At 76.9% G+C, this 21,893-nt stretch carries 13 protein-coding genes; 8 read left to right on the top strand and 5 right to left on the bottom strand.

What is annotated here, in order from left to right; all coding sequences use genetic code 11:
* Window positions 1-227: 227 nt before the first annotated feature.
* Window positions 228-2,729, top strand: a complete 2,502-nt coding sequence (locus KJP73_RS09590) for a hypothetical protein (RefSeq protein WP_213282631.1) — start codon at window positions 228-230, stop codon at window positions 2,727-2,729.
* 73 nt (window positions 2,730-2,802) lie between these two features.
* Here KJP73_RS09590 and KJP73_RS09585 read toward each other — a convergent pair whose 3' ends face one another.
* Window positions 2,803-5,580, bottom strand: a complete 2,778-nt coding sequence (locus KJP73_RS09585; RefSeq protein ID WP_249669272.1) for an alpha-mannosidase — start codon at window positions 5,578-5,580, stop codon at window positions 2,803-2,805.
* A gap of 238 nt (window positions 5,581-5,818) precedes the next feature.
* Here KJP73_RS09585 and KJP73_RS09580 point away from each other — a divergent pair, with 238 nt between their 5' ends.
* Entirely contained in the window at window positions 5,819-7,768 is a 1,950-nt protein-coding gene (locus KJP73_RS09580) for a beta-N-acetylglucosaminidase domain-containing protein (RefSeq protein WP_213282629.1), read from the top strand.
* An 18-nt stretch (window positions 7,769-7,786) separates the two neighbouring features.
* Here the strand turns inward: KJP73_RS09580 and KJP73_RS09575 are convergent, their stop codons facing one another.
* Window positions 7,787-10,828, bottom strand: coding sequence for an alpha-mannosidase (locus KJP73_RS09575; protein ID WP_213282628.1), 3,042 nt, complete (start codon window positions 10,826-10,828; stop codon window positions 7,787-7,789).
* Window positions 10,829-11,050: 222 nt separating this feature from the next.
* Here KJP73_RS09575 and KJP73_RS09570 point away from each other — a divergent pair, with 222 nt between their 5' ends.
* On the top strand, window positions 11,051-11,311 hold the full coding sequence (locus KJP73_RS09570) for an STAS domain-containing protein (protein WP_213282626.1): 261 nt from the start codon (window positions 11,051-11,053) through the stop codon (window positions 11,309-11,311).
* Between the two features lie 37 nt (window positions 11,312-11,348).
* Here KJP73_RS09570 and KJP73_RS09565 read toward each other — a convergent pair whose 3' ends face one another.
* Genes KJP73_RS09565 through KJP73_RS09555 form a run of 3 tightly spaced genes read right to left on the bottom strand, consistent with a single transcriptional unit; the run spans window position 11,349 to window position 14,154 of the window.
* On the bottom strand, window positions 11,349-12,047 hold the full coding sequence (locus tag KJP73_RS09565; RefSeq protein ID WP_213282624.1) for a class II aldolase/adducin family protein: 699 nt from the start codon (window positions 12,045-12,047) through the stop codon (window positions 11,349-11,351).
* The gene (gene otnK / locus KJP73_RS09560; protein WP_213282622.1) at window positions 12,044-13,330 is read right to left on the bottom strand and encodes a 3-oxo-tetronate kinase; all 1,287 of its coding nucleotides are present in this window, start codon (window positions 13,328-13,330) and stop codon (window positions 12,044-12,046) included. Before otnK ends, KJP73_RS09565 begins: the two co-directional genes overlap by 4 nt.
* Window positions 13,327-14,154 (bottom strand): DeoR/GlpR family DNA-binding transcription regulator, encoded by an 828-nt coding sequence (locus KJP73_RS09555; protein WP_213282620.1) that lies wholly within the window; start codon window positions 14,152-14,154, stop codon window positions 13,327-13,329. The genes otnK and KJP73_RS09555 overlap by 4 nt, the downstream gene beginning before the upstream one ends.
* 76 nt (window positions 14,155-14,230) lie before the next feature.
* Between KJP73_RS09555 and KJP73_RS09550 the strand changes: the two genes are divergently transcribed.
* From KJP73_RS09550 to KJP73_RS09530, 5 genes are all read left to right on the top strand, one after another.
* On the top strand, window positions 14,231-15,829 hold the full coding sequence (locus tag KJP73_RS09550; protein WP_249669271.1) for an FGGY-family carbohydrate kinase: 1,599 nt from the start codon (window positions 14,231-14,233) through the stop codon (window positions 15,827-15,829).
* A complete protein-coding gene (locus KJP73_RS09545) occupies window positions 15,826-16,722 on the top strand; it encodes a hypothetical protein (protein WP_249669270.1) in 897 nt (298 codons plus the stop codon). Before KJP73_RS09550 ends, KJP73_RS09545 begins: the two co-directional genes overlap by 4 nt.
* A complete protein-coding gene (locus KJP73_RS09540; protein WP_213282618.1) occupies window positions 16,719-17,477 on the top strand; it encodes an aspartate/glutamate racemase family protein in 759 nt (252 codons plus the stop codon). The genes KJP73_RS09545 and KJP73_RS09540 overlap by 4 nt, the downstream gene beginning before the upstream one ends.
* A 10-nt stretch (window positions 17,478-17,487) precedes the next feature.
* Complete coding sequence (locus KJP73_RS09535) at window positions 17,488-19,020, top strand: alpha-amylase family glycosyl hydrolase (RefSeq protein WP_213282616.1); 1,533 nt, start codon at window positions 17,488-17,490, stop codon at window positions 19,018-19,020.
* Window positions 19,021-19,192: 172 nt separating this feature from the next.
* Window positions 19,193-21,893, top strand: a 2,701-nt coding sequence (locus tag KJP73_RS09530) for a glycosyl hydrolase 2 galactose-binding domain-containing protein (RefSeq protein ID WP_213282614.1), incomplete at its 3' end; no start/stop codon positions are given.

Below are 21,893 nucleotides of genomic sequence, written 5' to 3'. Positions count from 1 at the left end.
GCCGGCGGGCCGGCGTCCTCGCAGGCCCACGGGAGAGCCCTCAGCAGCACTGCCGAGGGTCTGAAAACCTTCCCACATCGGACGCTAGTTCAGGCGCCTCGGCCGGGACAAGAGCGTAGGGATCACGGAGTGATTACGCCTGTCGAACCGGTGCTGACCATGGACTGAGCGCCGCCAGTGTGACTAGGCTCATGTGGCAACGATGCCACAAAGACGAGGATTCCGGTATGCCCCCGCGTGATCAGTCCGTCCGTCAGATCCTGCTCGTCGGCCACACGCACCACGACGTCGGGTACACGAACAGCCCGCGCCTGGTCGACGACCTGCACGCCGAGACCGTACGGCGCGTGCTCGAGCTCTGCGACACGAACGACGGCGACGGCCCGGACGCCTTCCGGTGGACGTTCGAGGTGGTCAGGCCGGTGCTCCGGTTCCTCGAGGGCGCCGACGCGGCGGACGTCGAGCGGCTGCGGCGCCGCGTCGCCGAGGGGCGGGTCGCGGTGACCGGCGGCTACCTCAACATGACGCAGCTGCTGTCCGACGCCGAGCTCGGGACCGCCTACGACGCGCTCGACCGGCTCCGCGCCGTCGGGGTCGACGTCCGGACCGAGCAGCACGGGGACGTGAACGGCACCGCGTGGGGCACGGTCGACGGCATGCGCCGCGCCGGCGTCGGCCGGCTGGTCATGGCGCTGAACCCCGACCACGGCCGCCCCCCGTACCCGCAGCCGACCGGGTTCTGGTGGGAGGGGCCGTCGGGCGGCCGGGTGTTCGTGTGGCTGTCGACCCACTACGGGATCGGGGAGGAGTGGGGCATCGTCGACGGCGACGTCGAGGCGGCCGAGGCGCACGTCGCCGACTTCGTCGCCCGGCTCGAGAAGCGCGACGACTACCCGTACGACACGGCCGTGGTGCACGCCGCGAACGACAACCGCTGGCCGACCGCCCTGTTCCTCGACGTGGTGCGGCACTGGAACGCCCGGCACCCGGACGTGCCGATGCGGACCGCCACGGTCGACGAGGCCCTGGACGTGCTGCAGCCGCAGGCCGCCGGCGCGCCGGTCGCCCGCGGGGAGTGGTCGGACTGGTGGGCGCACGGCCACGGGTCGACCGCCCGTGAGGTGGCGGTCTACCGGGAGGCGCGCAGCCTCGCCCGCGCCGCGCAGACCACGCTGGGGCTCACCCGCCTGCGCGGGGACGGCGAGCCGGCGCTCGCGGACGTCATCGGCTACCGGCGCGGTCCGGTGCGGCTGCGGTCCGACGCCGAGGTCGCGCGCGACCTGGCGCGCGTCGACGCGGACCTGCTGCTGTTCGCCGAGCACACGTGGGGATCCTGGGAGACGTACTCCAAGCCGTACTCGACGTTCAGCCACTCGCACTGGAACGCCAAGGCCGCCTTCGCGTACGGCGCGTTCGACGTCGCGCGGGACATGGCGGTGGAGGGGCTGTTCCGGCTCGTGGCGAGCGGCCCCGCCGGCGGCGCGCGGCCGCACACCCCGGGGGAGACCCGGATCGTGGTCGTGAACCCCACGGAGCGCACCCGCACCGAGCCGGTCGACGTCGAGGTCGCCGGACGCCACCGGGCCCGGACCGTCGCGACGGTCCCGCCGTTCGGGGTCACCACCGTGCCCCTGCCCGCGGCACCCGGCGCCGCGCGCCCCGGCTGCGAGCTCGCGTGCGGACCGTACCGGGTGGTGGTCGACCCGGGCCGCGGCGGTGTCGTGTCCCTGGTGCACGTGCCGTCCGGGCGCGAGCTCGTCGACGCGACCGTCCCGCACGGGCTCGGGGCGGTCGTCACCGAGACCGTCGTCCCCGGGAGCACGCACCCGATGGTCGTGCGCGACCCCAAGGACTTCCACCCCGACTTCCCGGGGCCGGACTTCGACCGGCGGCACGCCACCGGGGACGAGGAGCCGCTCGTCACCGACGGCGACGGCTGGGCGCGCATCTCGTGGCGGACGACCCCGCCCGGGCTGCCGGCGGCGACCACGACCCTCACGCTGTACCGCGACCTCGACGTGGTGGACCTGGAGGTCGCGCTGGTGAAGCCGGAGGCGTTCGGGCCCGAGAGCATCCACGTCGCGTTCCCGTTCGCCGTGGCAGCGCCGGAGTTCCTGCTGGAGACCGCCGGCGCGGTCTACGCCGCCGAGACCGAGCAGCTGCCCGACACCAGCAAGGACTGGTACTCCGTGCAGCACGCGGTGGGGGTGCACCCCGCCGGCGGCGGGCCCGGGGTGCTGTGGGGGACGGTCGACGCGCCGCTCGTCCAGCTCGGCGGGCTGCACACCGGCGAGTGGGCACGCACGCTGCGCGCCGAGCGCGGGTACGTGTCGTCGTGGCTGATGAACAACCTGCACTTCACGAACTTCCAGGCCCGGCAGGAGGGCACCCGCACCTACCGGTACCGGTTCGCCGCCGCCGAGGCGGTCACGCGGGAGCAGGTCCGGGTGCTGGGCCGGGACGTCGCCGAGCCGCTGCAGGCGCGCGCGTACGACGGGCCGGTCACCGTCGACGGCGGGACGGGCCTGCGCGTCGAGCCGGCGGACGGGGTGCTCGCCGAGGTGCGCCCGACGGACGACGGCGCGGTGCGTGTGCGGGTGCGGAACGTGGGCGCCGCGCCCGTCGAGGCCGAGGTCGCGTGGGACGGTGACGGCGTGGCCGGGGGCGGGCGGGTCACGCTCGACGCCTTCGGGGTGGCCGACGTGGTGCTGCGCCGCGTCGGGCGGTAGGTCGGTCCGACGACGAAGGGGGGTCCCGGACCGGGACCCCCCTCCGTCGTGCGTGCCGTCGTGAGCCCGGGGCTCAGGCGGGGTCGTCCGCCGAGGGCGCGTCCGCGGCGCGGGGCCGGCCGGTCGCGTCGGGCGAGGACACCTGCGTGGCCGTGAGCACCGTGGTGCCCTCACCGGCTCCCTCGGGGGCCGGGCCGGCGGCCGGGACGTCGGCGTCGATCTCCCCGGACCGCACCGGACGCGTCCCGTCGGGGCCCGTCCCGTCGAGCGGGCGCTCCACCAGGTCCAGCTCGACCACCGGCGCGGCGGGGTCGGCCGGCACCCGGAACGTCCGCAGCTGGTACGGCCCGAAGTCGGCCTCCAGCGTGCGGCCGACCAGCGGGAGGTCGATGCGGGCGGTGCCCGGCTCGCCGCGCGTCTCGACGGCCCGGACGACCAGGTCCGCGCCGCCGGGGCCGTCCGTGACGTCCTCGGTGCCCTTGAGCGCGGTCACCATCACCGCGCCGGCGTTGTCGGACGCGAACGACCCCGTGCGGGGCAGCGACCCGGCGTGGAACGACTCGAGCATCGCCCGCACCGGGGACCCGAGCACCGCGGCGCGGCGGCCCGGGTCGGCGGTGCGGCGGTCGCCGTCGTGCACGACCAGCTCGTAGGAGAACCGCTGCACGCCCTGGTCCTGGTAGGAGTAGATGTCCTCGCCGTCGAGCAGCCGCGGGTCGTGCCACGCGTAGACGGGGCTGCGCACCGCGGTGACCCCGATGCTGGGCTCGTCGCCGGGGGACACGTCGTACCCGTGCTTGTTCGTCGTGACGAGCGTGAGGCCCGCCGGGCGGCCGTCGACCGTGCCGGTGAGGTCCACCCAGCCCTGGCCGGGCTCCTCGGCCCCCTCGACCGGCCGCTCGAGCGCGGCGTACGGGATCTGGTACGTCGCCCGCGGGTCGGACAGCGCCGTGGGGAACCGCAGCTTGAGCAGGTGCGCGTGCTCGCGCCAGTCCAGCGTGACGTCGACGCGCAGGACGGCCGAGTCGTGGTCGAGCAGCAGCTCCTCCGTCATGGTCGAGGCGCCCCACTCCCGCTCGACGCGGACCCGCGCCCGCAGCGGCCCGGACTCCCGCACGACGATCCGCGCGAGCTTCATCGGGTCGCCCGCCCAGGCGTAGGACACGACGCGGTGGCCCCAGGTGTCGGTCGGGTCGGCGCAGACCTGGGTGTGCTGGGCACCGTCGACGCCGCGCATCACGTCCAGCCCGGTGCGCTTGTCCCGGTAGGAACGGATCCAGCCCGTCGCGGGGTCGAGCTCGATGCGGACCAGGTCGTTCTCGAGCACCGTCTCGGACGCCGAGAGCCGGCCCGGGGCGCCGGCGCTCCACTCCGGGCGGGCGGGCTCCGCGGCCATCCGCACCCGGTACAGCCGGTAGCCGAGCGCGGGCACCTCGGCCCGGAACACCAGGGCACCCCGGCCCGTCTGGTTGGTGGTGGCCTTCGACTGGGTCGGCTGCGAGACGACGGTGCGGCCCTCGTCGTCCACGACGTGCACGGGCCCGGGCGTGGAGCCGTAGTGCAGCTCGACGTCCGTCGACACGGGCCACGGGTGCGGGTTGAAGACCAGCACCGGCTGGCTGGCCTCCTCCATCGGCACGTCGACCTGCCGGGCGATCGTGTTGTGCGCCCGCACGATCACCCGCTTCGCGATGGCGACGGCCTCACCGAGCTGGTCGCGCGCGTCGTCGTAGGCGTGCTCGATCGCGGACCCGGGCAGCACGTCGTGGAACTGGTTGAACAGCACCTGCTTCCAGGCCCGCTCCAGGTCCTCGCGGGGGTACGGCGTGCCGTCGTGCACCGCCGCCACCGCGGCCCAGCGCTCCGCCGACAGCAGCGCGAACTGGGCGCGGCGCTGCCACGCCTTGATCCCGGAGTGCGCGGAGTAGCAGCCCGGGGCGTGGTGCTGGAGGTCGTCCGACCACGCGGCCAGGCCGTCCAGGAACTCGGGCCCGCGCGCCTGCACCGAGTCGAGGTAGTCGCGCGGGGAGGACATGGTCAGGCGGCCGAACGAGCCCATCCGGTCGTACCGGTGGATCGACTCGATGTTCGCGATGGTCGGGCCGCCGCCGTGGTTGCCGACCCCGTACAGCACCATGACGTCGCCGAGCGAGCGGTCCAGCGTGCCGAGCGCCTTGTCCACCTGACCGTCGACGGACCCGGCGGGGGAGCAGTACTCGAACGGGATCCGGTAGGCCAGGACGGTGCTCCCGTCCGGCGCGCGCCAGCGGAACAGGGTGTCGGCCAGGTCGCTCTCGTGCGGGCCGGGGCGCAGGAACAGGTAGGAGTCGAGCCCGTGCCCGCGCAGGACCGTCGGCAGGGAGGCGCTGTGGCCGAACGGGTCGACGTTCATCCCGACCGTGGCGGCCTTGCCGAACCGGGAGATCAGGTAGCGCTGCCCGTACAGGCCCTGGCGGGCGAACGACTCGCCCATCGGCATGTTGCAGTCGGGCTCCACCCACCAGCCGCCGACGTTGACCCACCGGCCCTCGGCGACGCGCTCGGTGATGCGGGCGAACAGCTCGGGGTCGGACTCCTCGACCCACGACAGCAGCACCATCTGGTCGCACGTGAACACGAAGTCCGGGTACTCGTCCATCCGGTGGATCGCGGACCAGAACGTCGCCCGCGCCTCCTGGTAGCCCTCCTGCCACGGCCACAGCCACACGGGGTCGATGTGCGAGTTGCCGATCATGTGGATGGTCCGGTCCGGCGTGGCGTGCGGCCGCTGGGTGGGCGGCAGGTCCCGGGGCTGGGTGCCGGCGGGGGCGTTCGACAGGGGGGCGCCCGTCGTCGTGCGTGGCCTGCTCATCTCGCTCCTCGTGCGTCGTCGCGCGGGTTCGTCGTGGTGATCCGGTGATCGGTCGTGCGATGGCAGGGCGGTCCGCCCCCTCGGGGCCGCTCCGGCGGGTCGATCGTATCCTGCAATCGATCCCATACCGCGCGGCCCCCCGCTGTCAAGAAGGGCCCTCCGACGGGTTCTCGTGTTCGGGGGAGCACATCTGTGCGGCGATTGACATCCCGGGCGCGCGCCCGCTTGCATGGTCGGCATGTCGCGTCGCGGAGGACCGTCCCTGCCCGTCCGCCTGTCCGCGGGGGTGGTCGAGGGGTTCTACGGCCCGCCCTGGCGGCACGACGAGCGGCTGGCCCTGCTCTCCGCGGCACCGGCGCTCGGGCTCGACACCTACCTGTACGCGCCGAAGGACGACCCCTGGCACCGGGAGCGGTGGCGCGAGCCGTACCCCGCCGCGGAGCTCGCCCGGCTCGGTGAGCTGGCCCAGCGCGCCGCGCACGCCGGCGTGACGTTCGTGTGGTCCGTCGCCCCGGGCCTGTCGATGCGGTACACCGACGACGCCGACCACGACGCCCTGGTGGCGAAGGCGGAGCAGGTCCGGACGGCGGGCGTGCACGACGTGTGGCTGCTGTTCGACGACGTGCCCTACGGGCTGCCGCACCCCGCCGACGAGGCCGCCTACGGGCCCGGCCGGGGCGGCAGCGGCCGGGCGCACGGCGAGGCGGCGCGGCGGTTCCGGGACGCGTTCCTCGAGCCGGCGGGCCTCACCCACCCGATGACGGTCTGCCCCACCGACTACGCCGGCTGCGGCCCCTCGGACTACCGCGACGGGCTCGCCGAGACGCTGCCCGACGACGCCCGCGTGCTGTGGACCGGCGCGGACATCGTGGTCGGGACGGTCACCCGGCAGGATGTGGCGGATGCGGCCGCGGCGTTCCGGCGCCGGCTCGTGCTGTGGGACAACTTCCCGGTCAACGACTTCGACCGCACCCGGCTGTTCCTGGGGCCGCTCACCGGGCGGCCCGAGGACGTCGAGGACCTGCCGCTCGACGGCATCGTCGCCAACGCCATGATCGAGGCGGTGCCGTCCCGGCTGCCGCTCGCCACGGTCGGGGCCTGGGCCCGCGACCCCGCGGTGTACGACCCGGAGGCGGCCGGTGCGGCGGCGCTCGCGGCCGTCGCGGGTGACCGCGCGCCGCTCGTCGGTCCGCTCGTCCGCGCGTGCGGCACCTGGCCGCCCGACGCCCCGCGGGACGCCGGGCTGGCGGCCGCGATGGACGCGGCCGTCCGGGGCGACGCCGGCGCCCTCGACGTCGTCGCCGGCCGGATGCGGGAGCTCGCGGAGGCGGTGCCCTCGGCGGCGGACGACGGGGACCCCCTGGTCGAGGGCCTGCGCCCGTGGCTGACGGCCGCGGCACGCACCGGGGCCGCCGGGCTCGCGGCGTGCGCGCTGCTGCGGGGCGACGGCGACGCCGCGACGGCGCGGGCGGCGCTCGACCTGGTCGAGACGAAGTTCCCCGACGTGCTGCGGTCCGACGTCGCCCGGTTCGTCCGCGCGGCCCTCGCGGCGGTCGGTGCCGCCGTCGACGGGGTCGCGGGCGTCCGGGGTGAGGCGCACCGGGCCGTGCTGGTCACCGGGCCCGAGCCGACGCCGGGGGACCGCGCGACCGCCGGCTGGCTGCGGCTGCGCGGGCTCGACGTCCGCGTGGCCTCGACCTGGCCGCCCGCCGACCACGCCGAGGTCGACCTGGCGGTGCTGACCCCCGACGCCCCCGCGGCCGCCGCGGGCTCCCTGGCCGACGCCGCCGTGCCGGTCCTCGCGTGGGGCCGGCTGGTCACGCTCGGGATCGCGCGGGAGTCCGGCGTGCTGCTCGACCGGGACCGGCTGGTGCCGGACGGCGCCGCCCCCGTGCGGGTGCACCGCGGGGCGGGCCGGCTGACCTGGTGCGAGCCCGTCGCCGGCGCGCGCGTGCTCGCCCGGGCGCCGGAGCCCGAGGACCGGCCGGTGGTGGTCGAGGTCGCCGCCGGGACGCCCCTGACCACCGGCCGGCCCGCGCCCGCGCCCCGCACGGTCGTGTTCCTGACCGGCGACGGGGCCGTGCGCTGGCTGCTCACCGACGCGGGCTGGGCGGTCCTCGACGCCGCGCTCGACCGCCTCCTCGCCGCCTCGCGGGTCGCTGCCGCCTCCCGGGTCCCCGCCCTCTGACGGGGACCCGGGCCGGCGTCACGCGCGGCGGAAGCGCAGCGTCACCACCTGGAACGGGTTCAGGTCCAGGGCGACGCCGCCGCCGGGCAGCGGCTCGAGCGGCGCCAGCGCGGCGACCTCCGGGTCCTCTCGCTCCAGCAGGTCCCGCACGTCCACCCCCGCGGCCTCGAACCCCGGCCGGACCGTCGCGCGCCCGTGCCCGCCGCGGGACTCGTACAGCCGCACCACGACGTCGCCGGACCGGTCGTCGGCGAGCTTCACGGCCTCGACGACCGCGCCGCCGCCCTCGACGGTGACCAGCGGCCGGACCTCGCCGGCGCCGCGCACCCGGCGGGCGGGCAGGTTGATCCGGTAGCCCTCTCGGACGGCGTCGTCGACACGGGCCCCGACCACCAGGGCGTACCGCATCGTGTGCCGGCCCTGGTCGGTCTCCGGGTCCGGGTAGAGCGGCGCCCGGACCAGCGAGAGCCGGACCGTCGTGGCGCCGGCACCCCGCGCGTCGCCGGGGCCCGGCCGGGTGACGTCGTGCCCGTACGTGGAGTCGTTGACCAGCGCGACGCCGTAGCCGGGCTCCGCGACGTGCACCCAGCGGTGGGCGCAGATCTCGAACCGGGCGGCGTCCCACGACGTGTTGGTGTGGGTGGCGCGCTGCACGTGGCCGAACTGGATCTCGCTCGCGGACCGGTCGGCGTGCACGGCCAGCGGGAACGCCGCCTTGCAGAGCGTCTCGCGCTCGTGCCAGTCGACGTCGAGCGCGAGGTCGACGCGGCGCTCGCCGGCCGCCAGCGCGATGGTCTGCACGTAGGTGGACGCGCCGTCCTGCCGCGTGACCCGGACGACCGGGCACGCCGGGTCCGTGGTGTCGACGGCCAGGTTGGTGACCTCGCGGAGCTCCCGGACGCGGTGCCGGTAGAACTCGTCGACGTCCCAGGCGTCGAACCGCACGGGCTGGTCCGGGTGCAGCTGCAGCACGTTGGCGGCCGCCCCGGGCGCGAGGACCTCCCGGCCCGCGACCAGGTCCCGGACGGAGCCGATCGTGCCGTCGGCGTCGACCCGCACCCGCACCAGGCCGTTGTCGAGCACCGTGGCGCCGTCCTGCGACCGGACCTCGACGGTGCCGGCGCCGCCGGTCGTGCCGGCAGCGGGCCCGGCGCCGAGCGCGGGCACGCCGTCGCGGGCGTGCGGTGCGGCGTTCGCGACCACCTCGACGTCCCCGTGGCCGGCCGCCGCGGCGAGCGCGTCTGCGACCAGGGCCTCGAGCTCCCGGGCCAGCCGCTCGTAGGTCTCGCGCGCCTCCCGGTGCACCCAGGCGATGCTGCTGCCGGGCAGGATGTCGTGGAACTGCAGCAGCAGCATGTCCTGCCAGAGCCGGTCCAGGTGCTCGTGCGGGTAGTCCGCGCCGGCGCGCACCGCGGCGGTCGCCGCCCACAGCTCGGCCTCCCGCAGCAGGTGCTCGGTGCGGCGGTTGCCCTGCTTCATCTTCAGCTGGCTGGTGTAGGTGCCGCGGTGGAACTCCAGGTACATCTCGCCGGCCCACACGGGCGCCTGCGGGTACTCGGCCTCCGCCCCGGCGAAGAACTCCGCCGGCGTCTCGACGACCACGCGCGGCGAGCCCTCGAGGTCCGCGACGCGGTGCGCGGTCTCCATCATCTCGCGGGTCGGGCCGCCGCCGCCGTCGCCGTAGCCGAACGGCAGCAGGCTCCGGTTCGCCGGCCCCGCGTCGGCGAAGTTCGCGACCCCGTAGGCCAGCTGCTCCCCGGAGAGCTTCGCGCCGTAGGTGTCGGCGGGCGGGAAGTGCGTGAAGACGCGGCTGCCGTCGATGCCCTCCCACCAGAACGTGTGGTGCGGGAACCGGTTGGTGGTGTTCCACGACATCTTCTGCGAGAGGAACCACCGGAACCCGGCCAGCCGCGCGAGCTGGGGGAGCGCGCCGGTGTAGCCGAAGGAGTCGGGGAGCCAGACCTCACGCGGCTCGACGCCGAGCTCGCGGTCGAAGAACCGCTTGCCCTGCACGAACTGCCGGACCAGGGCCTCGCCGCCGGGCATGTTGGTGTCGGACTCGACCCACATGCCGCCGACGGGGACGAACTGCCCGGACGCGACCTTCTCCCGGATCCGGTCGAAGACGTGCGGGTGGTGCTCCTTCGTCCACGCGTACTGCTGCGCGGAGGAGCAGGCGAACCGGAGGTCCGGGTACGCGTCGGCCAGCGCGACGACGTTGGAGAACGTGCGGGCGCACTTGCGGATGGTCTCGCGGACCGGCCACATCCACGCCGAGTCGATGTGGGCGTGCCCGACCGCGGACACCCGGTGCGCGCTCGGGGCGGCGGGCCGCGCGAGGAGGTCCGCGACCTGGGCGCGGGCGCGCGCGGCGCTGCCCGGGACGTCGCGGACGTCGAGCTCGTCGACCAGGCGCTCCAGCCCGGCGCGGACCTGCTCGCGGCGCGGGTCGTTCTCGGGCAGCTGGAGCGCCAGCTCGTGCAGCACCTGCACGTCGAGGGCGAGGGCCTGGACCTCCTCCTCCAGGACGGCCACCTCCGCGCGGGCGAGCCGGTACAGCAGCGTGTCCGGCACGGTCGCGAGGTCGCCCAGGTCGGTCGTGGGCTGCCCGCCGATCGACGGGTTCGCGGCGGCCTCGACGTAGAGGTCCACGACCTCCCCGCCCTGCGCAGACGGGCTGACGGGGACGTAGAGGTTGCGCGGCTCGATGCCCTTCACCGGCACCCCGTCCGGCGTGTACACGAGGCCCTCGGCCTCGAAGCCGGGCCCGCCGGTGCGGAACCCGAGGTCGACGAGCACCTCGACGCGCCGCCCCGCCATGCCGGGCGGGACGACGCCGCGCAGCCGGAACCAGCTGGTGGACCAGGCGCGGCCCCACGGCTCGCCGACGGCCGTCGGCTCGAACGGCAGCCGCACCGCCTCGGCGAACGGGAGCGGCTCGCCCGGCAGGTGGGCGACGGTCACCTCCAGGGGCGTCCGCTGGGTGTGGACCCACGGCAGGACGCGCTCCTTCAGCGTGCGGTCGATGCGGGCGGTCAGGTCGGCGAGGCTGCGGTGCACGGCTCTCCTCGGTCGGGCGCGCGCACGGTCCCCGTACGACGCCGGACGGATGTAGGAACGTTGCCACACTACGGGATGTGCGACTTCGCACACCAGGGGGTCGGAAATCTGGGACACGGGCGGGGAGAACCACTTCGACGCGCGGTCCGCGAGAACCGCTTCTACGCTCGGGGCGGCGGGCTGCGGCAGTGCGGCGCGCGACCGACGTCAGGGAGGTGCGTCGTGGACGTGACCATCGATCTGGGACGGCCGGCGGCGCCCTCGGTGATCGCGGTGCGGGGCGACCTCGACGTGCACAGCGCGTCGGCGCTGCGCGAGGCGCTGCACTGCCTGCTGCAGGCCACCGGCGACGAGCTGCTCGTCGACGCGAGCGACGTGCAGGTGCTCGACGACGCCGGCCGCGCGACCCTCGAGGGCGTGGCCCGGCACTGCCGGGAGTACGGCGGTCAGCTGCGGCTCCCCGCGGACACGTCCGCGTCCTGAGCCCCAGCGGTCCAGCCGGGCCGGCGGTCCGGTCGGGTCAGCGCGCCCGGAGCGCCGCGACCTCGGCGGCCGTGAGCCGCCGGTGCGGCACGCCCTGCAGCAGCAGCACGACCTGCGCGGCGGCCTCCAGCTCCTCCGCGAGGTCCACGGCGGCGTCGAGGTTCGCCCCGGCGACGACCGACCCGTGGTTGGCCAGGAGCATCGCGGGCGCGGAGCCGGCCAGCGCCGCCACGCCGTCGGCGAGCTCGGCCGTCCCCGGCAGTGCGAACGGCGCCACCGGCAGGTCCCCGAGGCGCATCACCTGGTAGGGGGTGGTCGCCGGCAGCGGCCCGGTGGCCGTCTCCCGCGGGAGCGCTGCGGGCTCCAGGCAGGACGCGGCGACGGCGGCGGGCGAGTGCAGGTGCACCACGGCGACGGCGTCGGGCCGCGCCGCGTAGACGGCACGGTGCAGGGGGAGCTCCTTCGACGGCCGCGGGTCCGAGGGGTCGTCCCGCAGCGGTGCCCCGGGGTCGACCGGCACGGCCGCGAGCTCCCCGGCGGAGACCCGGCTCAGGCTCGACCCCGTGGGGGTGATGAGCAGCCAGCCGCCGTACCGGACGCTGACGTTGCCCGAGCCGCCCGGCGACAGGCCGCGGGACGCCAGGTGCCGGCACGCCGCCACGACGGCGTCGCGCGCCGCGTCCACCACCTGCCGGTCCACCGACCGGTCGTCGCCGTCCGGCGGGTGCGTGGTCACGGGCAGACCTCCCAGGCGGTGCGGAACAGGTCGGGCGCCCCGAAGTTCCCGGACTTGAGCAGCACGGCGACGCGCGGCCCCGTGGCGGGCACCATCCACGGCACCCCGGGGGCGGCGGCGGGGCCGACGTGCAGCACCCGCAGGCCCAGCGCCCCGGCGACCGCTCCGGACGTCTCGCCGCCCGCGACCAGCAGCCGGCGCACGCCCAGGTCGCGCACCGCGCGGGCGGCGACCTCGCCGGCGGCCTGCTCCAGGAGGGCGGCGGCGTGCCGGACCCCCAGCCGGTCCTGCGTGGCGCGCACCGCGGCGGGGTCGGCCGTGGAGGAGACGAGGACGGGTCCGTCGCCGGCGCCGTACGCCGCGGCGACCTCGCGGAGCACGGCCTCCAGGGTCGCGGCGGGGTCGGCGTCGAGGGCGACGGCGTCGAGCACGACCCGGGGGCCGTCGAAGGCCGCCACCTGCTCCAGCGTCCGCGCGGAGCAGCTCCCGGAGACGATCAGCGCGCGCCCGGCGCCCGGGCCCGGCACGGGGTCCGGTGCCCCGCCCGTGCGCCCCCACGTGCGGGCCACGGCCGCCGCCAGCCCGGCCGCGCCGCCCAGCAGCACCCGCGCGCCCCGGGCACCCGGCCCGAGCGCCAGGGCGGCCCCGGCCAGCACGTCCAGGTCATCGTCGGTCAGGGCGTCCACCAGGACGTGCTCCGTCCCGTCCGCCACGAGCCGCGCCAGCGCCTCCGCGGGGTCGCCGGACCGCAGCGCGGCCCACGGCAGCAGGCCGACGCGGCCGGGGGTCTGGCGGCCGAGGACCCGCACGAGGTCGGGGTCGTGCATCGGGGTCAGCGGGTGGTCCCGCAGCGGCGACTCGGACAGCAGGCGGTCCCCGACGAACAGGTGGCCCTGGTACTGCGTCCGCCCGGCCCGCGGCGTGGCGGGGGTGCCGACGGACACCGTGCCCGGCCCGAGCAACCCGCGCAGGGCGTCCGCGACCGGGCCGATGGTGTCCTGGTCGGTGGAGTCGAAGGTCGAGCAGTACTTCTGGTAGATCGACTGCGCGCCGTGGTCGAGCAGCCAGCGGGCCGCGGCGACCGACTCCTCGACGGCCCGGGCGGGCGGCGCGGTGCGGGTGCGCAGGGCGACCACCGCGCTGTCGCACGGCGGCAGGTCCAGGTCCGGGCCGGGCACGCCGAGGACCACCACGGCGGAGCCGCCCGCGTCCCGGACCGCGTCGGCGAGGTCGCACGCGCCGGTCACGTCGTCGGCGACGACCCCCAGCCGCGGCCCGGTCACGTGGCCCGGCCCGCCAGGGCCTCGGCCGGCCGGACCTGCGCGGGCGCGGCGCCGGTGTCGGCGACCACCACCCGCTCGCACCGCTCGCGCAGCACGGCGAGCTGCGCGTCGGTGACCTGGTCGTCGACGACGACGGCGTGCGCCTGCTCCAGCCCGAGCACCCGCATCGGGGCGCGGGCGTCGAGCTTGCGGTGGTCGAGCAGCAGGACCACGCGGTCGGCGATGGCCGCCATCGCGCGCTTGGTGTCGGCGTCCCACTGGTCGGCGGAGAACACCCCGGCGGCCCCGGCGGCGGTGGCGGACAGCACGGCGACGTCGACGGCCAGGTCCGCGAGGCCCGCCCGGGTGCTCGGCCCCGCGAACGAGCGGGTGGCGCGGTGGTAGGTGCCGCCGAGCGCGACCACCTCCAGGTCGTCGCGGCCGGTGCACGTGGTGATGACGGGCACGGAGTGGGTGACGACGGTCAGCCCCTCGGGCAGCCGGCGGGCGAGCGCGGCGACCGTCGTGCCGGCGTCGAGCGCGACCACGCCGGCGTCGGCGAGCAGCGGGAGGGCGGCGCGCGCGATGGCGTCCTTCTCCCGGGTGGCCTCGGTGCGCCGGAGCTCGAACGGCGGTGCCGCGCTGCCGTCCAGCAGGCTCGCGCCGCCGACCACGCGGCGGACCCGCCCCTCGGCGGCGAGCTGCCCGAGGTCCCGCCGGATCGTCATCTCGGACACGCCGAGCTCGGCTGCCGCGGTGCTGGAGGAGACGTAGCCGGACTCCTCCAGGCGGCGCAGGAGCTCGTCGCGTCGGCGGGGAGCGGCGGAGTAGCGCACGGAGGTCATCCAACGGCGGCGCACCGGGGTTGTCAATCGACGGACACGGTTGACCGATCTGTTCGATCTCGCACACACTGGCGCCGTGAGTGCCCCACGGCTGGGACTCGGCATCGACGTCGGGACCACCAACACCAAGGTCGCGCTCGTCGCGGTGCCCGCGGACCCCGGCGACGGACCGGCCGTCGACCTCCTCGCCGTGGCCGCCGCCCCGACGCCGGAGCCCGCGGCGCTCGACCGCACCCTCCGGGAGCTCACCGTCCGGGCGCTCGCGCAGGGGACCCGGCGCCTCGGCCCCACCCGCGGCCGCCCCCGGCGCGCCCCCGACGCGGTGGGCATCGCGTCGATGGCCGAGACCGGCGTGCCGCTCGACCGCGACGGCCGCGCGCTGGGCCCGTGGCTCCGCTGGGACGGGCACCGGGCGGCGTCCGAGGCGGCGGCGCTCGCGGACCGGCTGGGTGCCCGCGCCCTGTTCGAGGCGACCGGCGTGCGGCCGAGCGCCAAGGTCCCGCTCGCGACCCTCGCGTGGCTCGCCGCGCACGAGCCCGGCGTCCGCGCCGCGATGACCCGCTGGTCGGGCGTCGCCGACCTGGTGTGCCTCGGGATGACCGGGGCCCTGGTCACCGACCACACGCTCGCCGGCCGGACGATGGCGTACGCCCTGCCCGCCGCGGGCGAGCCCCTGCCCGGGTCCTTCGACGCGCGCCTCCTGGCCGAGGTCGGCCTGACCCCCGAGCACCTGCCCCGCGTGGCGGCGCCCGACGCCCCGGCGGGCGCGGTGCGGCACGCCGCGTGGGCCGCCGCCGGCGTCCGGCTCGGCACGCCCGTCACGGTCGCCGGGCACGACCACGCCGTCGGCGCCTGGGCCGCCGGGGTCCGGGCACCCGGTGACGTGGCCGACTCGATCGGCACGGCCGAGGCGCTGTACACGGTGCTCGCCGGCGACCCGGTCCGCGTGGACGTCGCGGCCGCCGGGATGAGCCTGGTCCGCACCGTCACCGGCCGGCCGGCCCTGCTCGCCGGATCCTCCAGCGCAGGCGCGATGGTCCGGTGGTGGCTGGAGCACGAGGCCCCGGGCCGCACGGCTGACGACCTGTTCGCCGCGGTCGCCGCCCTGCCGCCGGACACGCACCCGCGGGACGTGGTGGTGCTGCCGTACGTCTCCGGGCGGCAGACCCCGGACCCCGACCCGGCCGCCCGCGTCGCCGTGCTGCACCGCGACGGGCACGGCCCGGCCGAGCTCGCCGCCGCCATGGTCGACGGCCTCGCGCTGCACGCCCGCTGGATGCTCGACGCCCAGCTCCGCCTCGCCGGCGGCCACCTGCGGCCCCGGCACCTCGTCGTGCTCGGCGGACCCGCCTCCCGCAACACCCCGTGGATGCGGGCCAAGGCCGCCGTCAGCCCCGTGCCGCTGCGGCTCGTCGACTGCGCCGAGCCGGTGGCCGCGGGCGCCGCGCTGCTGGGCCTGCACCGCGCGGGGCTGCTCGGGGCGGGCCTCGACGCCGGACGGCTCGGCGCCGGCGAGCCGCCCGTGCTCCCCGCGCTGCCCGGCCTGCCCGACGGCAGCCCGTTCCCGCGCACCCGACCCGACGCCGACGCGGCGCTCGACCGGTTCGTGCGCGCCGCGCTCGCCGGTGCCGCCGGTGCCACCCCCGACCCCGACCGCCAGGAGGCCCAGCCGTGACCCAGCAGACCAGCACACCGACGCTCGACGCGATCGCCCGACCGTCCGGCACCCTCGCGATGGTGGCGATGGACCAGCGCGAGAGCCTGCGGACCATGTTCGACCAGGCCGGCGCCGGCCGGGTGGACGACGCCACGATGGTCGCGTTCAAGCTCGACGTCGCCCGCGCGCTCGGCCCGCTGGCGTCCGGGTTCCTCATCGACCGCGAGTACGGCGTCGAGCAGGCGGCCCCGCTGCTGCCCCCCTCGTGCGGGCTGATCCTCGCCGCGGACGCCCTGGAGCAGGAGGCGGGCGGGCCGGTCGAGGAGACGGGGCTCGACCAGGTCGTCGTCGCCCCCGACGCCGACCTGCACGGGGCCGTCGCGATCAAGCTCCTGGTCATCTGGCGACGTGACGCCCGCCGCGAGCAGCGGGTCGAGCTCGCGCGGCGGTTCATCGAGGTCGCCGCGCAGCGCGGGGTGCTGTCCGTGCTGGAGCCGGTCGTCCGGGCGACGCCCGAGGAGGTCGCCGCGGGCACCTGGGACGACGAGGCCGCGATCGCCGAGGCGGCGCGCGAGCTGTCGCCCCTCGGGCCCAGCCTCTACAAGGTGCAGGTGCCCCTGGGCGGGCGGGCCGCCGCCGCCGACCTCGAGCGGGCGTGCGCGACGCTCGGCGAGTCGATCACCGGGCCGTGGGTCGTGCTCTCCCAGGGCGTCGACCGGAACGACTTCGCCGGCGCGGTGCGGGCCGCCTGCCGCGGCGGGGCCAGCGGGTTCCTGGCCGGGCGGGCGCTGTGGAGCGACGTGGTCGGCCGCCCGGACGTGCCGGCCGCGCTCGCGGAGGTGTCCGTGCCGCGGCTGCAGCGGCTCGTGGACCTGGTGGACGCCGAGGCCCGGCCGTGGACCGCGGCGTGACCGGCCCCGCTGCGGCGCCGGGTGCCGCTGCCGCTCCGGGTGCCGCCCCTGGCGCAGCCGGGACCGTCGGGCTGCTGCACACCGTCCCCGCCCTCGCGGCGCGGTTCGACGCCGACGTCGACGCGGCCGCCCCCGGGCTCCGGCGCCTGCACGTCGTGGACGGCTGGCTGCTGGCCACGGCGATCGCCTCGGGCGTCACCGCGGAGGTCGAGGCGGCCGTGCTCGCGCACGTGCGGCACCTCGCGGACGCGGGCGCCTCCGCCGTGCTGGTGACGTGCTCCTCGATCGGCGAGGCGGCCGACCGCGCCGCCGCCGCGGTCGACGTGCCGGTGCTGCGCGTCGACGCGGCGATGGCCCGCGAGGCGGTGACCCGGGCGGCGCTGCCCGGCGCGCACGGGCGGGTCGCGGTGCTCGCCACGCTCGGGTCGACGCTCGGGCCGACCGGGCGGCTCGTCGAGCGGGCCGCCGCGGACGCGGACGCCGCGGAGGCCGTCGAGGTCGTCGCCCGCGTGGTCGAGGGTGCGGCGGCGGCGCGGGACGCCGGCGACGGGGAGCGCGCGGACCGGCTGGTGGCGGCGGCGGTCGCGGAGGCCGCCGCGGACGCGGACGTCGTGGTGCTGGCGCAGGCGTCGATGGCCGGGGCAGCCGCCCTGGCCGAGGTGGACGTGCCGGTGCTCACGTCGCCTGCGGGCGGGGTCGCGGCGCTGGTGCAGGCCCTGGGGACGACCGCCGGCGGTGCCGCCGGTGCGCGATGAGAGGACGAGCGTGACCGACCACGACGACCACGGGGTGCACCTGCTCGCCTACACCGAGCGGCTCGGCGGCGACCTCGCCGGTGTGCGGGCGCTGCTCCGGGACGGCCCGCTCTCGGTGTTCAGCGGCGTGCACCTGCTGCCGTTCTTCGTGCCCTTCGACGGCGACGACGCCGGCTTCGACCCGGTGGACCACGGCACCGTCGACCCGCGGCTGGGGACCTGGGACGACGTCCGGGCGCTCGCCGCCGACGGCGTGCACGTCACCGCGGACCTCATCGTCAACCACGTCTCGGCGTCGTCGGCGGAGTTCGCGGACTGGCTGGCCCGGGGCGCCGCGTCCCCGTCCGACGGCATGTTCCTCACGTTCGACACGGTGTTCCCGGACGGCGGGCGCGAGTCGGACATCACCGCGTTCTACCGGCCGCGCACCGGCCTGCCGTTCACGCCGTACCAGCAGGCCGACGGCACGCGGCGGCTGGTGTGGACCACGTTCATGCCGACGCAGGTCGACCTCGACGTGCACCACCCCGCCGCCGTCGCGTACCTGCGCCGGACCCTGCGCACGCTCCGGGAGGGCGGGGTGTCGACGGTCCGGCTCGACGCGGTGGGCTACGCCGTCAAGACGCCCGGCACCGACTCGTTCATGACCCCCCACACCCTGGAGTTCGTCGAGCGGATCACGGCGCTCGCCCACGAGGAGGGCCTGCAGGTGCTGGTCGAGGTGCACGCGCACCACACGCAGCAGGCCGCGATCGCCCCGCTGGTCGACCTGGTCTACGACTTCGCCCTGCCGCCCCTGCTGCTGCACGGGCTGGCGACGGGCGAGTCGGCGCGGCTGCGGAACTGGCTCGGCATCCGGCCGACGAACGCGATCACGGTCCTGGACACCCACGACGGCATCGGGGTGATCGACGCGGGACCGTCCGGCGACCGGCCCGGCCTGCTGACCTCGGAGGACATGGCCGCCGTGTTCGCCGAGGCGGAGCGCCGCACCGGCGGGGAGTCGGCGCTGGCGTCGGCGAAGGTCGCCTGGGCCGCGCTCCCGCACCAGATCGGCTCGACGTTCTACTCCGTGCTCGGCGAGGACCCGACGGCGTACCTGCTCGCCCGGTGCGTGCAGCTCTTCGTGCCCGGCCGGCCGCAGATCTACTACGTCGGCCTGCTCGCCGGGACGAACGACATGGCCCGGTTCGCCCGCTCCGGGCAGGGCCGGGACGTCAACCGGCACCACTACACGCCCGAGGAGCTCGCGCCCGCGCTGACCGGGGAGGTGACGCGGGCGCAGCTGGGGCTCGTGGGGCTGCGCACCGACCACCCGGCCTTCCGCGGCGAGTTCACCGCGACCGAGCCCGCCGCGGGACGGCTCCAGCTCGCGTGGCACGACGCGGCCGGTGCGGCGGCGGTGCTGACCGTGGACCTCACGCCCGGTGCGCAGGGGTTCGCGATCGAGGTGACGGGCGGCGTCGAGGGCGACCAGCGGTACGCGTCGGTCGCGGACCTGGCGGCGCTCGCGGACCAGCACGCGCACCCCTCGCGCGCCTGACCCGCCCAGCCCCCCGGGTGGGCCCCCGGCTGTCGAGTGGAGCGTTCGGCCGGACACGCCGTCGGCGTGTCCGGCGAAACGCTCCACTCTGGGGGCTGGGGCTCGGGGGTTGGACGGGCCAGCGGCGTTGCCGCGCACCCGGACGATGTGGTTTCGTTCTCATATGGCATCGATGCCAGATCCCCTGACCTCGGACGACGCGCCCGCGCGGGTCGTGGACCTCGACGGTGCCGGGTGGCTGCTGCGGGAGGCACTGGGCGACACGTGGCAGTGGCACGTCGACAGCGGGGTCCGGGCGCTGAACAACGCCGCGGACGCCGCCCGAGCGGCCGCCGCGACGCCGGGCTGGTGGCGCGCGACCGTCCCGGGGTCCGTGGTGACGGACCTGGCGCGCGCGGGGGAGCTGCCCGACCCGTACCGGGGCCGTAGCAGCCGCGCCGCCGAGTGGACCGGCGCGCGGTCCTGGGTGCTCCGCCGCACCGTGCACCTCCCGGAGCGCGGCCCGGGGCAGCGGGTGGTCGTCGAGCTGGACGGCGTGGACCCGTCCGGGACGCTGTTCTGGGACGGTGCGCCGATCGGGCGGGTCGACGGCCTCTACCACCGGCTGCGGGCCGAGGTGCCCGCCGCGGCGGCGTCGCCCGGTCCGCACCGGCTGGCCGTCGTGGTCGACCCGGTCCCGCCGAACGAGCCGCAGGTCGGCCGGACGGAGCGGGTCCGGGTGCACCGGCCGCGCATGAACGAGGGCTGGGACTTCTGCCCGCGGTTCCCGCACCAGGGGCTGTGGCGGTCGGCGCGCGTGGTGGTCGACCGGGTGCACCTGGCGGAGCTGGCCGTCCGCGCGGACCTCGACGGGGAGGACGGCGTCGTCCGGCTGACGGGCACGGCGGAGGTGGCGGGCGACGGCCCGGCAGTGCTGGACGTCGAGGTCCGGGACGCCGCCGGCGCCGTGGTGGCGACCGGCCGGGTGGCCCTGCCCGGCGGCGGCGACCGGCGGGCGGTCGCGGGGGAGGTCCGGGTGCCGCGGCCGGCGCTCTGGTGGCCGCGGCGCCTCGGGGTGCCCACCACCTACACGGTGCACGTCCGGACGCCGGCCGGCCGGGAGGCGTGGCGGGGGACCGCCGGGTTCCGCACGGCGCGTCTGGTCCCGAACGAGGGAGCACCGGCGGGGGCGCTCCCGTACACGGCGGAGGTCAACGGGGCGCGGGTGCCGCTGCTCGGCTGGAACTGGGCGCCCGCCGACGCCCAGCACGGCGCGGTGCGGCCCGAGCGACTGCGGCACCTCGTGGGGCTGGCCGCGGACTCCGGCGCCGTGCTGCTGCGCGTGTGGGGCGGCGGGCTGGTCGAGACCGAGGACTTCTACGACGCGTGCGACCGCGCCGGGCTGCTGGTCTGGCAGGAGCTCTCGCAGTCGTCGTCCGGCATGCAGAGCGCCCCGGCGACCGACGACGCGTTCGTCGCGATGCTGCGCGCGGAGGCCGCCGTGGTCGTCCCGGCGCGCACCCACCACCCGAGCCTGCTGCTGTGGGGCGGGGGCAACGAGCTGGACCTGGACGGCGTGCCCCTGGACGAGGACCGGTCCCCGGCGCTCGCGGCGCTGCGGGACGAGATCGCCCGCCTCGACCCGGGCCGCGCGTGGCTGCCGACCTCCCCGACCGGGCCGGCGTTCCACCACCGCGCGGACGTCATCGCCGCGGCCCCCGACGACCAGCACGACGTGCACGGCCCGTGGGAGCACCAGGGCCTGACCGGTCAGCACGCGCTCGCGGACGCCGGGACGTGCCTGGCGCACAGCGAGTTCGGCGTCGAGGGCATGGCGAACCGCCGGCTGCTCGACCACGTGGTGCCGGCCGGCGAGGTGTGGCCGCTGGACCGGTCCAACCCGGTGCACCGGCACCTCGGCGAGTGGTGGGACAACGCCCCCCTGGTCCAGGACTGCTTCGGCGGGCGGCTGACCGACGTCGAGGGCTACCGGCGGGCCAGCCAGCACCTGCAGGCCACCGGCCTCGCGTACGCGGTGGAGGCGGACCGGCGGCGCTGGCCCCGCTGCTCCCTCGTGCTGCCGTGGCAGCTCGCCGAGTCGTACCCCACCACCTGGTGCACCGCCGTGGTCGACCACCTCGGTGACGTGAAGCCGGCGTTCCACGCGGTGACCCTGGCCTTCGCGCCGGACCGCGCGACCCTCCGGACCGCCACCACCGCGTGGGGCGGCCGCGCGCACGCCGCCGCCGAGGTCTGGTTGTGGTCCGACGGCGGCGTGGGGCCCGGGTCCCGGGTGGTGGCGCGCCTGCGGACGGCGGACGGCGCGGTGCTCGTGGAGCAGAGCTGGGACGTCGAGGGTCGCGTCCGGCACCCGCGCCCCGCCGGCGAGCTGCGGGTGCCGGCGGCCGCGCTTCCCCCGGGCGCCGTGCTGCTCTGGGAGGTGCGCTGGACCGGGCCCGACGGCGCGCTGCTGGACCACGAGGTCGTCACCGCCACCACCGCCGCCGACCTCGCGCCGCTGCTCGACCTCCCGCCGGCCGCGGTCGACGTCACCGTGCGGCCGGACGGGCCGGACGCCGCGGCCGTGACGGTGGCGCACCGGGGCGGCCCGGCGGTCGTCGGACTGGAGCTGCGGGACGCGCGCCCGGCGGGCGCCCCGGGCTGGGCGGTGCTCGACGGCGACCCGCGCCCGCTGCTGCCCGGCGCCGCCCGCACGCTGCGGGTCCGCTGGCGGGACCGGCTCTTATACACATCTGACGCCGCCGACGAAGGCCTAGGCGGAGACCTTGGTCGTCGCCGCAATATTCATAAAACAAAACGAGATTCGCGCACAGTTCTCGGGTCCCGTGTCGGCCGCCACCACCTGCCTGACTCCCGACCGCGCCCGCCCCGCG

This window comes from Cellulomonas hominis (assembly GCF_901521055.1).
In the GTDB taxonomy this organism is placed as follows: domain Bacteria; phylum Actinomycetota; class Actinomycetes; order Actinomycetales; family Cellulomonadaceae; genus Cellulomonas; species Cellulomonas endometrii.
The sequence above is the reverse complement of the archived record's forward strand: the minus strand, read 5'-3'. Positions and strand labels throughout refer to the sequence as shown.

Bases quoted from the DNA above. Each gene is read 5' to 3' on its own strand.
- KJP73_RS09580 (WP_213282629.1), top strand. From the start codon at position 5,819: ATGTCGCGTCGCGGAGGACCGTCCCTGCCCGTCCGCCTGTCCGCGGGG.
- KJP73_RS09590 (WP_213282631.1), top strand. From the start codon at position 228: ATGCCCCCGCGTGATCAGTCCGTCCGTCAGATCCTGCTCGTCGGCCAC.
- KJP73_RS09585 (WP_249669272.1), bottom strand. From the start codon at position 5,580: ATGAGCAGGCCACGCACGACGACGGGCGCCCCCCTGTCGAACGCCCCC.
- KJP73_RS09555 (WP_213282620.1), bottom strand. From the start codon at position 14,154: ATGACCTCCGTGCGCTACTCCGCCGCTCCCCGCCGACGCGACGAGCTC.